General features: G+C 72.1%; 13 protein-coding genes and 1 other RNA gene. 8 read left to right on the top strand and 6 right to left on the bottom strand.

The window, feature by feature from the left end; genetic code table 11:
* Positions 1 to 47 precede the first annotated feature (47 nt).
* Positions 48 to 1,790 (top strand): hypothetical protein, encoded by a 1,743-nt coding sequence (locus AB0B33_RS16660; protein WP_360772159.1) that lies wholly within the window; start codon positions 48 to 50, stop codon positions 1,788 to 1,790.
* Here the strand turns inward: AB0B33_RS16660 and AB0B33_RS16655 are convergent.
* The 6 genes from AB0B33_RS16655 to AB0B33_RS16630 form a co-directional block, all read right to left on the bottom strand.
* Positions 1,682 to 1,942: a contact-dependent growth inhibition system immunity protein gene (locus AB0B33_RS16655; protein WP_360772156.1), complete on the bottom strand. Its 261-nt coding sequence runs from the start codon at positions 1,940 to 1,942 to the stop codon at positions 1,682 to 1,684. The genes AB0B33_RS16660 and AB0B33_RS16655 overlap by 109 nt on opposite strands.
* 112 nt (positions 1,943 to 2,054) lie before the next feature.
* On the bottom strand, positions 2,055 to 3,296 hold the full coding sequence (locus AB0B33_RS16650; RefSeq protein WP_360772153.1) for an SLC13 family permease: 1,242 nt from the start codon (positions 3,294 to 3,296) through the stop codon (positions 2,055 to 2,057).
* A 125-nt stretch (positions 3,297 to 3,421) separates the two neighbouring features.
* Positions 3,422 to 4,534, bottom strand: a complete 1,113-nt coding sequence (gene sfnG / locus AB0B33_RS16645; protein WP_247014434.1) for a dimethylsulfone monooxygenase SfnG — start codon at positions 4,532 to 4,534, stop codon at positions 3,422 to 3,424.
* Between the two features lie 31 nt (positions 4,535 to 4,565).
* Positions 4,566 to 7,352, bottom strand: a complete 2,787-nt coding sequence (locus AB0B33_RS16640; protein WP_360772150.1) for an AAA family ATPase — start codon at positions 7,350 to 7,352, stop codon at positions 4,566 to 4,568.
* A 31-nt stretch (positions 7,353 to 7,383) separates the two neighbouring features.
* Entirely contained in the window at positions 7,384 to 7,737 is a 354-nt protein-coding gene (locus AB0B33_RS16635; RefSeq protein ID WP_247014432.1) for a hypothetical protein, read from the bottom strand.
* Positions 7,734 to 8,300: a sigma-70 family RNA polymerase sigma factor gene (locus AB0B33_RS16630; RefSeq protein WP_360772148.1), complete on the bottom strand. Its 567-nt coding sequence runs from the start codon at positions 8,298 to 8,300 to the stop codon at positions 7,734 to 7,736. Before AB0B33_RS16630 ends, AB0B33_RS16635 begins: the two co-directional genes overlap by 4 nt.
* 248 nt (positions 8,301 to 8,548) lie before the next feature.
* On the opposite strand from AB0B33_RS16630, the gene AB0B33_RS16625 reads away from it, so the two are divergent.
* The 7 genes from AB0B33_RS16625 to AB0B33_RS16595 all read left to right on the top strand — a co-directional run bounded on the left by AB0B33_RS16625 (position 8,549) and on the right by AB0B33_RS16595 (position 13,874).
* A complete protein-coding gene (locus AB0B33_RS16625; RefSeq protein ID WP_247014430.1) occupies positions 8,549 to 9,217 on the top strand; it encodes a DUF4142 domain-containing protein in 669 nt (222 codons plus the stop codon).
* Between the two features lie 8 nt (positions 9,218 to 9,225).
* Positions 9,226 to 10,020: a ferredoxin gene (locus AB0B33_RS16620; protein WP_247014429.1), complete on the top strand. Its 795-nt coding sequence runs from the start codon at positions 9,226 to 9,228 to the stop codon at positions 10,018 to 10,020.
* Entirely contained in the window at positions 10,020 to 11,243 is a 1,224-nt protein-coding gene (locus AB0B33_RS16615; protein ID WP_360772144.1) for an FAD/NAD(P)-binding oxidoreductase, read from the top strand. The genes AB0B33_RS16620 and AB0B33_RS16615 overlap by 1 nt, the downstream gene beginning before the upstream one ends.
* Before the next feature lie 20 nt (positions 11,244 to 11,263).
* Positions 11,264 to 11,659, top strand: an RNA gene (rnpB, locus tag AB0B33_RS16610) — RNase P RNA component class A.
* Between the two features lie 99 nt (positions 11,660 to 11,758).
* On the top strand, positions 11,759 to 12,613 hold the full coding sequence (locus AB0B33_RS16605) for a hypothetical protein (protein ID WP_360772141.1): 855 nt from the start codon (positions 11,759 to 11,761) through the stop codon (positions 12,611 to 12,613).
* A gap of 454 nt (positions 12,614 to 13,067) precedes the next feature.
* Positions 13,068 to 13,334, top strand: a complete 267-nt coding sequence (locus AB0B33_RS16600) for a hypothetical protein (protein WP_125307003.1) — start codon at positions 13,068 to 13,070, stop codon at positions 13,332 to 13,334.
* Positions 13,335 to 13,346: 12 nt separating this feature from the next.
* On the top strand, positions 13,347 to 13,874 hold the full coding sequence (locus AB0B33_RS16595; protein WP_247014425.1) for a hypothetical protein: 528 nt from the start codon (positions 13,347 to 13,349) through the stop codon (positions 13,872 to 13,874).
* The last annotated feature ends 2 nt before the right edge of the window (positions 13,875 to 13,876 follow it).

Genomic DNA, 13,876 nt, shown 5'->3' with positions numbered 1-13,876 from the left:
CGCGTATCCCACCGGCAGAAGCCTGCGGGCGGAACAGTGACGAGGACATGACGGCTAGCGCACTCACCGAGACCTCTCCGAGCGACGTCCCCGAGGACCCCGTGCCCGCGACGACCGCGCGGAGCTGGGGCGCGCGGCTCGCGCCGGTGCTGGCCGTGCTCGCCGGCGTCGCGGCGGTCGCCGCCCACGCCACGCGCTACGGCCACTGGATCGTCGACGACGCCGCCATCACGTTCTCCTACGCCCGCAGCTTCGCCGACGGCCTCGGCCCGGTGCTGCAGCCGGGCGCCCCGCCGGTCGAGGGCTTCTCCGACCCGACGTGGATGGTGCTGCTCGGCCTCGGCAAGCTCGTCGGCCTCTTCGACCACGGCTCCCTCTTCGGGCTGCCCGACTACGTGCTGTTCCCGAAGGTGCTGGGCCTGCTGTTCACCGGCGGCATCCTGACCGCGTGCCACTTCGCCGCGAAGCAGATCTTCACCCGCTTCGCGTGGCTGGCCACGCTGATCGCCGGCCTGACGCTGGCGACGATCCCGTCGTTCGTCATCTGGGTCGTGTCCGGCCTGGAGAACTCGCTGTTCGCGTTCGCGGTGGTCACGCTGGGCGTGACGCTGTTCATCGCGGTGCGCAACGACCGCCTGCTGACCCCGAAGGTCGCGATCTGGGCGGGCGTCATGGTGGCGTTCGCCGCGCTGACCCGGCCGGAAGGCCTGATCTACGCGGGCGCGTACCCGCTGGCGGCGCTGTTCCTGCTGCGCGGCGGCCTGTTCTGGAAGAGCTTCCGCCTGGCCCTGCTGTCGGTGGCGGCGTTCGCGGTGCCGTTCGGCGCGTACGTCGTCTGGCGCCACGCCGAGTTCGGGCGGCTCCTGGCCAACCCGTCGGTGGCGAAGCAGCAGGGCCTGCCGGGCTTCGACGCCGTGAAGCGCCCCTTCGAGCTGGTCGGCTACGCGGGCTGGGCCGGCGTGGCCGTGCTGGCGCTCGTGCTCGCGTTCGCGCTGGTCAAGGCCCCGTGGCGGCGTTCGCTGATCGCGCTGCTGGTGCCGCTGGGGCTCGGGATCGTCGCGTACGGCGTGATGGTCCCGGACTGGATGTACCAGCACCGCTTCGCCAGCCCGATCTGGCCGCTGGCGGTCATCGCGGGCACGCTGTCGGCTGGTGAGCTGCTGCGCCACCGCCAGGCCCTGCTGCGCGTCGGCGTGGTCGTGGTCCTGGTGGGCGCGTTCATCCCGTCGGCGATCGGCTTCGCGTCGGCGGCGGACAAGTTCGCGAAGAACCCCAACATCACGGCGTGCCTGGTGGCGGACCGCTTCGGCCGCGGCTTCAACACTTACGCGGACATCCTGGGCATCCAGAAGGCGTCGCTGCTGCTGCCGGACCTCGGTGGTTCGTCGATGACCAGCCGCCTGGAGCTGGTCGACATGGCGGGCCTGGTCAACAAGCCGATCGCGGACCTGGTCCACGACAACGACCTGGCGGGCCTGCGCAACTACGTGTTCGACACGGTGAAGCCGACGTTCATCCACTCGTGGGGCCCCTGGGCGGCGGGGAACGGCATCGCTCTGGACCCGCGCTTGGACCGCGACTACGTGCTGATCTACAGCTCGCCGATCGAAGGCCTGCGCAACGGCGACTGGGTCCGCCGCGACGCGGTGACGGACCCGGCGAAGCTGAAGGCGGCGCAGGACTACGCGGCGAAGACGATCCCGGCGGTGGCGGCGGACCGCTTCGGCGGGCCTTTGGACGACTGCGGGGCGACGATGAAGCCGGGCCAGACGATCACGATGCCCAGCTGATTCAGGGGTTGTGCGCGGCGCGGAAGGCGTTGATCTGCCGCTGGACGCTCTCCAACCGGCGGGACCTTCAGCAGGGCGACGAGCAGGTCACCGGGGTGGAAGTCGCCTTCGGCGAGCGGATCCCGCTCCAGGAGGTCGAGCGCGAGGGGCACCAGCAGCTCGGCGCTCGTGCGCGGTCCGGACCAGCCGGGTCGCGTCGGCGGGCGGAGCGTCCCAGGTGTGGCCCTGGAGCTGTTCGAGGCTCAGCGACATGTCGACCACGGCTCAGCTCGCCAGGCCCAGGCTCAGCCACAACGCCCCGGTCGCCGCGGCCAGGCACAACGGCGTCGTGATGATCCCCAGCGCGTGGAACGTCTTCGCCGACGGGGGTGCCGGGAGCGTCCGGCGCCACAGCAGCGTCGCCAGTGAGCCCAGGTAGGTCGCGTTCGGGCCGATGTTCACGCCCAGCAGGACCGCCAGCAGCACGCCCGGCGCCGGGTGCGGGCCGAGGACCGACAGCAGGATCAGCGTCGCCGGCAGGTTGTTGACCAGGTTGGCCAGCAGCGCCGCCACCCCGGCCGCGATCAGGAGGTCCAGCAGGCCGGTCGACGTCGGCAGGAGGTCGCCGAGGAGGCCGCCCAGGACGTGCTCCGACACCGCCTCCACCACGACCGCCAGGCCCAGCACGAACAGGCACAGCTGCGGCGACGCCTCGGTGACCAGCTGCCACGGCCGGATCTTGCCCCTCGCCAGCGCCCGGACGCCCAGGATCAGCGCCGCGAGCGCCGCGATCCACACCGGCTCGACGTGGCCGAGCTGGCCGACGCCGAAGCCCACCAGCGTCAGGACGAGGACGACGAGTGCGAACGTCGGCGTTTCGAGGTGCTGCTTCGGTTCGGCCGTCTCGCGGGGACGCAGGTCGGCGGCGAAGAACCGCAGGAAAACCGCCAGTTCGATGGCGATCGTGACCAGCCACGGCAACGCCATCAGCGCCGTGAACCCGGCGAACGTCAGCCCCGACGCGGCGAACGCCAGGAGGTTCGTCAGGTTGGACACCGGCAGCAGCGTCGACGCGGAGTTGGCCAGGTGCGCGCACGCGTAGACGTGCGGGCGGGGCGGGAGTTCGAGGCTCTTCGCCGTCGCGAGGACGACCGGGGTGAGCAGGACGACGGTGGCGTCCAGGCTGAGGATCGCGGTCACCCCGGCCGCGGCGGCGAAGGTGAGCACCAGCAGGCGCCGCGGTTTGCCGTGGCACGCCTCGGCCAGGCGGTTGCCGAGCCAGCTGAAGACGCCGTCGACACTGGCCAAAAAGGACAACAGGAGAATGGCGGCCAGAAAGCCCAGCGTCGGGAGGATCTCGACGGCCCGGTCGCCGGCCGCTTCGGGTCGCACGAGCCCGAGCAGCAGGGCGAGCCCCGCGGCCGGCACCGCGGCGACGGCTTCGGGCCACCCGCGCGGCCGGACGATGGCGAAGACCAGCACGACGGCCAGCAGCGCGAGGCTGCCCGCCCCTGCCCAGAAGTTCACGTGCTCACGCTAATCGACGCCCGCCGACGCGCCCCGCCTGACCACGGCGGCGGCCGGAGTGGTGGCGGCGCGATTCTGTCGGTGCTCCCGGGTAGCGTGGAAAACGGGGGCGCCCCCGCGGGCGCTCAGACCCCCAGCGGCTCCGGCGTCGCCGCACCTCGCGCCAGGTCCTGCTCCTTGGCCCGGATCACCGGCAGCACCTCCTTGCCGAAGTGCTCGACGTCCTCGAGGTAGTGCAGGAACCCGAGCAGCAACAGGTTCGCCCCGCGCTTCTTGTACTCGATCGCCCGGTCGGCGATCTGCTCCGGCGTCCCGATCAGCTTCGTCCGGAACCCGTCGTTGTACTGCACCAGGTCCTCGAACTCCGAATCCGCCCACATCCCCTTCGAGTCCGAAGTGGACTTCCCCGCCTGCGCCACGGCCGACCGGAACCCTTCGACCGCCTCGACGTTGGCCTTGGCGACGATCTCCTTCAAGACCGCGCGGGCCTCGCTCTCGGAAGAACGGGCGATCACGAACCCGTTCAGTCCGAACCGGACAGTCCGGCCCGCGGAAGCCGCGTAGCCGCGAACCTCGGAAACCTGCTCGCTGAACCCGTCGAAGTCCTTGCCGTTGCTGAAGTACCAGTCCGACACGCTCCCGGCGAGCTTCCGCGCCGCCGTCGAATTTCCGCCCTGGAAGATCTCCGGGTGCGGGGCCGCCACCGGCTTCGGCTTGATGTCGAAGTCGTGGATGCGGTAGAAGTCCCCGCGGAACTCCGCGTGGTCGTTGGTCCAGAGTTCGCGCAGGACGCGGATGAACTCCTCCGACCGCCGGTAGCGCTCGTCGTGCTCCAGCCACGGTTCGCCGAGGCCGGTGAACTCGCCCTTGAACCAGCCGCTGACCACGTTGACCGCCGCGCGGCCGCCGGAAATCACGTCGGCGCTGGCGATGAACTTCGCCAGCACGCCCGGGTGCCACAGTCCCGGGTGGACGGCCGCGATCACCTTCAGGCGCTGCGTCGCGAGCAGCAGGGCCAGGCTGAACCCGGTCGATTCGTGCTGGTAGGAGGCACCGTAGCTGGCGGTGTAGCGAACTTGGGAAAGCGCGTACTCGAACCCGCTGTTCTCGGCCAGCACGGCCAGCTGCCGGTTGTACTCGTAACCCCAGTCCGTCCGCTGCTCGATGTCGGACGTGACGAGGCCACCGCTCACGTTCGGGACCCAGTAGGCGAATTTCAACGGCTCTTCGTACGACATGGCCCGAGTAGAGCAACGACCCGGAGACGGGTCAACGCGCGTCCGCACGGTGGGACTTGGCCAGCGCGCCACCGAGTTCCGCGCGGCCGGGGATGCCGAGCTTGCGGTACGCGCCCGACAGGTGCAGCTCCACCGTGCGCCGGGTCAGGTGCAGCGCCGTCGCGATTTCGCGGTTGGTCAGGCCCTGCGCGGCCATCACCGCGATGCGGTTTTCCTGCCGCGTCAACCCGTGTTCGTTGTCCTTGGCCGGGGTGAGCGCACGCCGGGACGAGCGCAGCTCCTCCGCCGCGCGCCGGGCGAGCGGGCGGGCGCCGCAGTGCTCGCTCAGCTCCACCGCCTGCCGCAGGGTTTCGATGGCCTTTTCGGACTGGCCGTGCCGCGCCTGCAGGCTGCCGAGCTCCGTCAACGCCGTCGCCAGCTGCAGCCGCGCCGGGGACGTCCGCAACGTCGTGATCGCCTTGGTCAGCGCGCGCTCGGCTTCGTCGTCCTCGCGCACGAGCCCCAACGTCGTCAGCGCCGTGCCCAGCGGCCGCGCCGCGCCCCAGCGGGCCGCCGCCGTGCTGTCCTCTTCCGCCAGCCGCGCCGCGTCGTCGGCCTGGCCGAGCGCCAGCGCCGCCCGCGCGGCGTGCGCGCGCCACGGCACGAACCCAGGGAACCGCATGCCGTGGTGGGCCAGCCGGCGCCCGCAGCTGAGCAGGTCCTCGAACCCGAACCGGGTGTACCCGGTGGCGACGCGCAGGCGGCCTCGCGCGTACAGCAGGTAGGTGTGGGTGAACAGGCCCTGGCTGGCGACGAAGTCCATCCGGTCCAGCAGCGACGTCGCCGCCTCGAACCGGCCGAGGTCCACCCAGCACTCGACGAGCTTCGCCGCGCACAGCACGCCGACCGGGCACGTCGTCGTGCCGCCGCGCTCGTCGAACCGGCGCAGCAGCGATTCGAAGTGGACGCTCGCGCGCTGCAGGTCGCCGCTGGCCTGCAGCGCGATCCCGCGGGCCAGGGTGGGCAGCGCGCCGTGCGGCACGTGCACGTCCCACGGCTCACGCTCGACGTCGAGGGCGCGACACAGCCGGTCGACGTGCGCGGGCTCGTCCGCGAGCACCGCCGTCGCCAGCGTGAAGAAGTAGTGCTGCTCGAACAGTTCGCTGTCGTCGCCGGCCAGCGCGTCGGTGAAGTGGCCGAGCGCGTCCTGCGCGGACTCGCCGCTGCGGACGGCGTCGAGCGCCAGCAACGCCGAGCGGCTGCGCTGCGCCGCCGGGTCGGTCAGCGGCGCCCACTGCTCCTCGAAGTCGCGGAACTCCGGGGGCGGGCCCAGCCGGCTGCCCGCCTCGGCGAGGTAGGTCACGCACAGCAGCGGCCACACGGCGTCCGGGCCGCCGGCGTCGAGCCGCGCCGCGATCTGGCCCGCCGCGCTGATCCCGAGCCGGGCGTCCTGCCCGCCGCAGAGCGACAGCAGCATTGCGGTGGCGATGACCGCGGCGGTCTCGCGGTTGCCGATCGTGTCGACGGCTTCCCGCACCCGCTTCGCCGCGGCCGGCGGGTCGACCTGGAACTCCGCGTGCGCCAGCTGCAGCAGCACGGCGACCCGGCGCCCGGACGACAGCCGTTCGGCCAGCGCCCGCCGCAGGTGCCGCGCGGCCAGCTCGGGCCGTCCGGAGAACACGGCGTCGCGCGCGCTCAGCCGCAGCACGTCCACGCCCCACGGGATCCGGATCGACGTCGCTTCCAGCAGGTGCGCGGCGACGCGCTCGACCGGCGCGCCCGTCTCCGACAGCAGCTTCGCCGCCCGCCCGTGGTTGACCGCGCGGGTCGTCTGCGGCATGTCCTTGAGCAGGGAGTTGCGGACGAACGAATAGGTCAGCACCGGCTGGTTGCTGTTGGTGAGCACGTGCAGCCGGACCATCGTGTCGATCGCCTGCAGCGCGTCGAGCTCGTCGACGCCGGCGAGCTGGGCCAGCAGGTCGAACCCGGCGTCCTCGCCGAGGATGGCCGCCGCGTGCAGGATCTCCGCCGCGTGCGGGAACTCCTGCATCCGCGTGTGGAGCACCTGGCCGATCAGCGACGAGCCGAGCTCGTGCGGGTCCGCGCCGGGCAGCAGCCGCGGGCGCAGGGCCTGCAGCAGGTACGGGTTGCCGCCGGTCGCCTCGCGGCAGGCGGTGGCGAGCTCGCCGGGGGCGAGACCGAGGATTTCGGCCGCGGCGGCGTCGCCGAGGCCGTTCAGGGTGATCGACGCCGGCGTGCAGCCCGCCATCTCCAGCAGCGCGACGTCGTGGTGCGGCGGGTGCCCGGTCAGCGCGGTCAGGACGATCAGCACCGGCAGGTCGAGCACGCGGTTGCGGATGTAGGCGAGGCACCGCATGGACCAGGCGTCGGCGAGGTGGACGTTGTCGATGCCGAGGAACAGCGGGCCGCGGCCGGCGGCCTCGCGGACGAGCCCGAAGAAGAGTTCGAGCGCTTCGCTCTCCCCGGCCGGTCCGCACAGCTCGGTGGCGCTCGGGCGCGGCGTGCCCGGGGCGCTCAGCGCGTCCGCGAGCTGGCGGGCGAGCCCGCCCGGCAGGTGGCTCTCCAGCCGCGACCCGGTGGCGATCGCGACGGTGAAGCCCGCGTCCGCGGCCAGCGCCGCGACGGTGTGGAGGGTGGCGCTCTTGCCCATGCCGAACTCGCCGACCAGGACCGCGCTGGCCGCGCGGCCGCCGAGTGCGGCGGGGAAAAGGCTGGTCAGACGGCTGAGCTCGGGTTCGCGGCCGGGGAGCCGCGGGGCGGGACGCTTCGGTACCGAAGCCCCGCTGACGGGGTGCTCGGGATTTACTTCGGTATCCACCGTAAGGACTTTCATGTTGGGTTGGGGCAGACTACTGGAATCCGGCCGACCAGGGGAGATCCCGCGGAGCGCGGCCGGACCCGCCCACGACACGAGCAGGGGAGCCGATGGACGCAGCCGATGCGAACCGGTCTTCCCCGCCGGCACTTCCGTCGGGCAGCGGGTAGCCGGCTCCGGCCGGTCGCTCCGGAACGCCGGCCGCCGGTGCGCCGCCGCGGGGGAGGTACCCGAGCCGGACCGCCTCCGCCAGCGCTTCGCCCACCGACCGGAACTCGGTGACCCGGACCCGGCAGCGGGCACAGCCCCGCAGGTGCGTTTCGAACTCCGCCGGGTCGTCGAGGACGCCGAGCCCGTGCGCCGCGGCGTCCCGGTGCTTCCCCGTCATCGCACCGCCACTTCACCGAGCGTCTTCCGCAATTGCCGCATCGCCGTGTACAACCGCGATTTCACGGTTCCTTCCGGAATTCCCAGAATTTCCGCCGCCCGCCGAACGGTGTTTCCGGCGAGGTAGGTCTCGTAGATGACGGACTGGTATTTCGCGTCCAGTTCTCCCAATGCCCGAGTAATCGTTAGTGCGGCTAACGAACTGTCCGCGCGATCGGCGGACTCGGCGTTTTCCGGGATGTCCAGAGCGACCTCCTGCGGGCGGACCCGGCGATTTCTCCAGCCGTCGATGACGATCCGGCGGGCCACCGTGAGCAGCCAGCCGCGCAGCATTCCGGGCTCGCGTTCGAGGGTGTCCGAGTGTTGCCACGCGCGGATCATGGTCTCCTGCACCACATCCTCGGTCCACTGCCGGTCGTGGTTGGTCAGGGACAACACCTGTGCGAACAGGGTGGCGCGGAAGTCCTTGTACAGCAACGGGACGAGATCGTCCGCCGGGTCGACCGCGGTGGCGGACGAGGCGTAACCGACGTGGCCGCGACTTTCTCTGCCCAGTGCTTCCATAAAGCTCGCAACCTCACCTGACTGGCGGACCGTGGGGCCATCGGAGCGTAGCGCAAAACAACTTAATAGGCCATATGCATTAGTTTCGGTGCCCCATTAGCGACGGCCGCAAACGACACTCGTTCAAGATCGGTTCAGAATGTGTCTTGTGATGCACATCACAGGTCACTAAAAGGTGACGGCGAGAACCGGATCGCACCTTTCTCCCGTAGCTCACTGTGAAGCCTCCTTCGCGAAGGGACACCGGGATGCCGCTCCGATTCGTGGCGCTGCTGGCCGCCGCGGCCGCGCTCGTGCTCGGCTGCGCCCTTCCGGCGTCGGCCGGCGAACTGCAGCAGACCGACCGCGCGCTGCTGACCCGGCTGAAGCAGCACACGCTGTGGGCCGGGCCGTCGAGCAGGCTGGCCGCCGAGCGGGCCACCAACCGCCGCGTCCGCGCCGTCGCCGTCCGCATCACCGACGACCAGGCCCGCCTCGACGTCGCACTGGGCGCGGTGGCCGACCGGCTCGCGATCACCCTCCCGGGGGAGCCGACCGAGCAGGAGCGCACCTGGGCGGACGAACTCGCCGCGGCCGGCGGCGACGCGTTCGACCGCGCCTACGTCAACCGGCTCCGCGCCGAGTACGGCAGCCTCTTCGCGCTCGCCTCCGACGTCCGCGCCGGCACCCGCGACGACGACGTCCGCGCGTTCGCCCAGACCGCCGTCGACACCGCGCTCGGGCACCTGACGCTCCTGGAGAGCACCGGGCTCGCCGAAACCACGTCCCTGCTCGTCTCCGCCACCGAGGACGACACCCTCGGCGGCGGGGACCTCGCCGCCGCCGCCGTCCTCGTGGCCCTCGCCACCGTCGCCACGTTCGGCCTGCTCCGCCTGCTCGGAACTCCCGGCAGGACCCCGCCGCGCACCCGGAGGTAAGCCGCTCCATGTCCCCCTCAGCCGCGCTGATCCCGGTGTCGCCGCACGACACCGGGATCGCCGAGGCGGCCGCGCTCTCCGGCCGCCTCACCTACCTCTGCATGTGCCTCACCCTGTGCTGGGGCGTGCTCGCCGCCACCGGCTGGGTCCGCCGGTTCAGCGGCCGGGACGCGCTGCGCACCGGCCACACCCTGCTCGCCGCGTTCACCCTCGCCACCGGCACGCTGCACGGGCTGACCTTCCTCTTCCTCGAGGACGACCCGTTCGGCGTCGCCGACCTCCTGCTCCCCTTCTACGACGGCACCCCGCGCCACGCGCTCGGCATCGCCGGCCTGGAGCTGGTGATCGCCGTGTCCGTGACGGCGGGCCTGCGCCGCGCGCGGGAAGGGCGGTGGCTGCGCTTCCACCAGGCCGGCTACCTCGCCATCGGCCTGCTCGCCGTGCACGCCTGGCTCGGCGCCGTCTCGAGCGGGCACCTGGCCGTCGTCTGGCTGGCCGGGATCACGCTGCTCGTGCCGCCGGTGCTGCTGTCGGTCCTGCGGGTGCTGCCGCCCGCGTTGCTCGCCCGCGCCGGGCTGGTCACGCCGCCCGAGCCGGAGCCGGCCGCCCTGCGCGTCGACGTCGACAGCCGGCGCTGCCACGCCTACGGCGTCTGCCAGAGCGAGGCGCCGCAGGTGTTCCAGCTCGGCCAGGACGGCCGGCTCGAGTACGAGAAACGCCCCGAAGCGGGGGAAGTCCCGAACGTCCGCGCGGCCGCGCGCGCCTGTCCCATGCGAGCCATCCACCTGCTGGGAGCGATCTGATGACCGAACGCATCGTCATCGCCGGCGCCGGACTGGCCGGCCTGCGCGCCGCCGAACGGCTGCGCGAACTCGGGTTCGACGGCGAAGTCGTCGTCCTCGGCGCCGAACCCGGCATCGCCTACCACCGGCCGGCGCTGTCCAAGCAGCTCCTCACCGGCGCGGTCAGCCGCGCCGACACCCTCCTCGCCGACCCCCTCGAAGTCGACGCCGAATGGCGGTTCGACACGCCGGTCACCGCGCTGTCGCCGCACCGGCAGGTCGTCCACCTGCGCGACGAGGAACTCCGCTACGACGGCCTGGTCATCGCCACCGGCGTCGAACCCCGCCGCATGCCGGGCGCGCCGCACGGCCACCAGCGCGTGGTCGTCGTCCGCACCCTTTCCGACACCGTCGCGCTCCAGCGGGCGCTGACCGGCAACCCCGGCCCGGTCGCGGTGATCGGCGACGGCTTCATCGGCTGCGAAGTCGCTTCCAGCCTCCGCGAAACCGGCCGCGGGGTCGTCCTCTTCGGACGGTCGCGCCCGCTGCTGGCCGACGTCCTCGGCCCCGACATCGGCGACTGGCTCACGGCGTTGCACGCGGCCCGCGGCGTCCACCTCGAACTCGGCACCACGATCCGCCGCTGGCGTCCCGGGCCGACGTCGGTCGGGCTCGAATTCGCCGACGGCCGCGCGCTCGACGTCGCGTGCGTGGTGGTCGCCGTCGGCAGCGTCCCGGCGGTGTCCTGGCTGCGCGGCGCCAAGCTGCCCCTCGACGACGGCGTCGTCTGCGAACCCACCTGCCACGTCGTCGGCTCGTCGACGATCGTCGCGGCGGGCGACGTCGCCCGCTGGCCCAACCTCCGCTACGACGTCACGCCGCGGCGCGACGAGCACTGGCTCAACGCCGTCGAAATGAGCCGCGCGGCCGCCGAGAACCTCCTCGCCGGCCCGCGGGGCTCGCGGCCGTACACGCCGGTGCCGCGCTACTGGTCCGAGCAGCACGGCGTCCGCATCCAGGTCGCCGGCCGCCCCGCACTCGGTGCCGACACCGTCCTCCTGGAGAGCCCGGTGGCCGGCACTCGGCCCATCACGGGGTTCGTCCGCCACGGCAAGCTGGTCGGGCTGATCGGCCTGGACAGCCCCGCCGCGGTGCTGCACTGGACGGCCGAACTCGCCCGCCAGCACCCCGCGCCGGCGGTGGTCCGGCCACGCCACCACAGCGAGGCGGCGGCCGGCTGCTGAGCTACGATTCGGCCTGCGGACGAGCTGGCAGGGCGGTCGCGGGCCGGGGTGACCCGGCCCGAGGAAAGTCCGGACTCCACGGGGCAGGGTGGTTGCTAACGGCAACCCGGGGCGACCCGCGGGAAAGTGCCACAGAAAACAGACCGCCCCCGCTTTCGGGCGGGGGTAAGGGTGAAACGGTGGTGTAAGAGACCACCAGCGTCCCGGGTGACCGGGACGGCTAGGTAAACCCCACCCGGAGCAAGGCCAAGAGGGAGCTCTCGAGCTCCTGCGCAGGCGTTCGAGGACGGCCCGTCCGAGTCTGCGGGTAGGCCGCTGGAGCCTGCCGGCGACGGCAGGCCGAGATGGATGGCCGCCGCCCCGGAAGCCGCAAGGCGACCGGGGAACAGGATCCGGCTTACATGCCGGCTCGTCCGCCCCACTGCCCGTCGTGAGTGTCCAGGGCGGTTCCAACCGCCCTGAACACTCACGACCGAGGGGTGCCGGCAGTGGTTACCCGGTAGTAGGGTGCCGCTATGGCGGGTGACGAGAAGCGGTTCAAGTCGGCGTTCGATTCCCTGCACGCCCTGGCGTACTTCGCTCCCGAGGTGGACGAAGCGCTCACCGGTGCCGGGCTCCGGCCCGGGCGGATGCCGTACTTCGCCGGACGGTCCGCCGCCATGGGCGCGGTCGGGCCCGAGGTCGTCGCGGCCACCTTCTACAACTTCAACCCCGAGGTCGTCGCGCGCGTGATCCCGCGCGCCTGGACCCTCGCGACGCCGGAACAGGTCCTCGAAGCCCGCGTCGACGGGGTCGACAAAGCACTGACCCGGCTGCTCGGCGACCACGTCAAGAGCGACGAGGTCGCCGAAGCCGCGGAGCTCGCGCGTGAAGCCGCCGCCGGGTGCACCGCCGAGGGCCGGCCGCTCTACGCCGCGCACGCGGGGCTCGGCTGGCCGGGGGAGCCGCACCTCGTGCTCTGGCACGCCGTCACCCTGATCCGCGAGTACCGCGGCGACGGCCACATCGCCGCGCTCGTCCTCAACGGCCTCAGCGGCGTCGAAGCGCTCGTCACGCACGTGGCCACCGGCCGCGGCTTCCTCACCGCCACCGCCAAGCTGACCCGCGGCTGGAGCGACGAGCAGTGGGCCGCCGCCGAAGCCCGCCTCGTCGAGCGCGGGCTCCTGGACGCCGAGAGCCTGCTGACCGACGAAGGGGCCGCCGTCCGCGACCGCGTCGAGGTCGCCACCGAGGCCGCCGCGCGGGGGCCGTGGGAGCACCTCGGGGCCGAGCGGACCGCCCGGCTCGAAGAGCTGTGCCGCGGGCTCAGCCGGCTCGTCGTGGAGGCCGGTGCTTTCCCGGACGGGGTCTTCGCCAAGCGTCGCCCTTAGCACATCAAGATCACGCTATGTAGTGAAAAACTTGTGAAGTTCTGAGCGGCCTGTGACGGACAGCGCAGGGGTTCAAGATCGATATGGCCGCCGACCTGCCGAGGGGCCGTCACGGAACGGACTCGTGCGACGCGGCCGTTCGGGTCATGTCACACTGTTCCAGGCCTCACGAAGGCCACGGCGCCAGTACCCACAGTGAGCAAATCCCGGGCATAGGGGTGAGTTCGTCAGCACACTGAGAAGTATGGGTGGCCGGGGTTCAACCCGAGGGCCCTTGCCGCGATGATGGTGGGCGTGGAGTTTTCGTGTGCCCCGCGCACCGCGCCGGTTGAAGAGGCAGCCGGTATTCACGCAGCGCGCTTTGACCACTACCCCTCGTAGCCCCCATGATGTTGTTCGAAGCACCGCCTGAGCCAGAACCGCGCGGCCCCCACCGCGCACCGGGAGTATCGCGATGACGACCTTGACCACCCTCGACACCCTGGCCGCCGGCGAGCTGGGCACGGGAAACGTGCGCACCTGGCTGATCGACAACATCATTCCCCTGGTGCTGCTGGCCGTAGCGCTCCTCCTGCTCTGGCTCGGTGGCGGCAAGGGCGACAACGCCGGTGTCATGCGCCGACTCGCCGGTGTGGTCATCGCGCTCGCCATCATCGGACTCGCGGTCAGCGGCGCCGGCGTCAACGTCGGTCAGTGGATCGCCGGCCTGTTCACCGGCTGAGGCGGGGCCCGCGTGCGCATCAGGACGGATGACGAGGTCTACCGGGTCGACGCCGTGTGGCTCGGCCCCCCGAAAGCGACTTTTCCCTGGAGAGCCCGGTACGTCGCCTGGCTCATCGGCATCCCGACGTTCTTCGTCGTGCTCGGCGTCGAACGCTGGGCGGGCTGGAGCTTCGGGTTCTTTTCGACGGCGTGGGCGTTCGTCGCCACCATCGTCGTCACCCGGCTGCTGACCGCCAAGATCAGCCACGAGCGCCCGCTGGGCACCGTGGTCGCGATGGCGGGCCGCGAGCTCAACACCCCGAGAGAACTGACCACGGGCACGGGCGGCGCGGTGAGCGCCAGCCGGGTCCGGGTGCGGGCCGAACGCCCGTTGCCGAAGCACCGCCGGAGGCGGCAGTACCAGCACCACGGCGGCCAGCCGGGTGCCGCGCCGCCCACGCCACCCTCGACGGGGGCGCGCCGCGCCGCCGCGCCGGTTCACCAGGGAGCACCACGAGCGCGCCGGGGCCGCGGCAACGCGGCCCGGGCCGGGAGGTAGTC

The sequence above is a fragment of the Amycolatopsis sp. NPDC049159 genome, assembly GCF_040648295.1.
Taxonomy (GTDB): Bacteria; Actinomycetota; Actinomycetes; order Mycobacteriales; family Pseudonocardiaceae; genus Amycolatopsis; species Amycolatopsis pretoriensis_A.
Note: the sequence above shows the minus strand (reverse complement) of the source record. Positions and strands in the feature narration are given on the sequence as shown.

What these genes read in the sequence shown, in the direction of transcription:
- AB0B33_RS16660 (WP_360772159.1), top strand. Translation starts at nt 48, where the DNA reads ATGACGGCTAGCGCACTCACCGAGACCTCTCCGAGCGACGTCCCCGAG.
- sfnG (WP_247014434.1), bottom strand. Translation starts at nt 4,534, where the DNA reads ATGTCGTACGAAGAGCCGTTGAAATTCGCCTACTGGGTCCCGAACGTG.
- AB0B33_RS16635 (WP_247014432.1), bottom strand. Translation starts at nt 7,737, where the DNA reads ATGACGGGGAAGCACCGGGACGCCGCGGCGCACGGGCTCGGCGTCCTC.
- AB0B33_RS16630 (WP_360772148.1), bottom strand. Translation starts at nt 8,300, where the DNA reads ATGGAAGCACTGGGCAGAGAAAGTCGCGGCCACGTCGGTTACGCCTCG.
- AB0B33_RS16625 (WP_247014430.1), top strand. Translation starts at nt 8,549, where the DNA reads ATGCCGCTCCGATTCGTGGCGCTGCTGGCCGCCGCGGCCGCGCTCGTG.
- AB0B33_RS16620 (WP_247014429.1), top strand. Translation starts at nt 9,226, where the DNA reads ATGTCCCCCTCAGCCGCGCTGATCCCGGTGTCGCCGCACGACACCGGG.
- AB0B33_RS16615 (WP_360772144.1), top strand. Translation starts at nt 10,020, where the DNA reads ATGACCGAACGCATCGTCATCGCCGGCGCCGGACTGGCCGGCCTGCGC.
- AB0B33_RS16605 (WP_360772141.1), top strand. Translation starts at nt 11,759, where the DNA reads ATGGCGGGTGACGAGAAGCGGTTCAAGTCGGCGTTCGATTCCCTGCAC.
- AB0B33_RS16600 (WP_125307003.1), top strand. Translation starts at nt 13,068, where the DNA reads ATGACGACCTTGACCACCCTCGACACCCTGGCCGCCGGCGAGCTGGGC.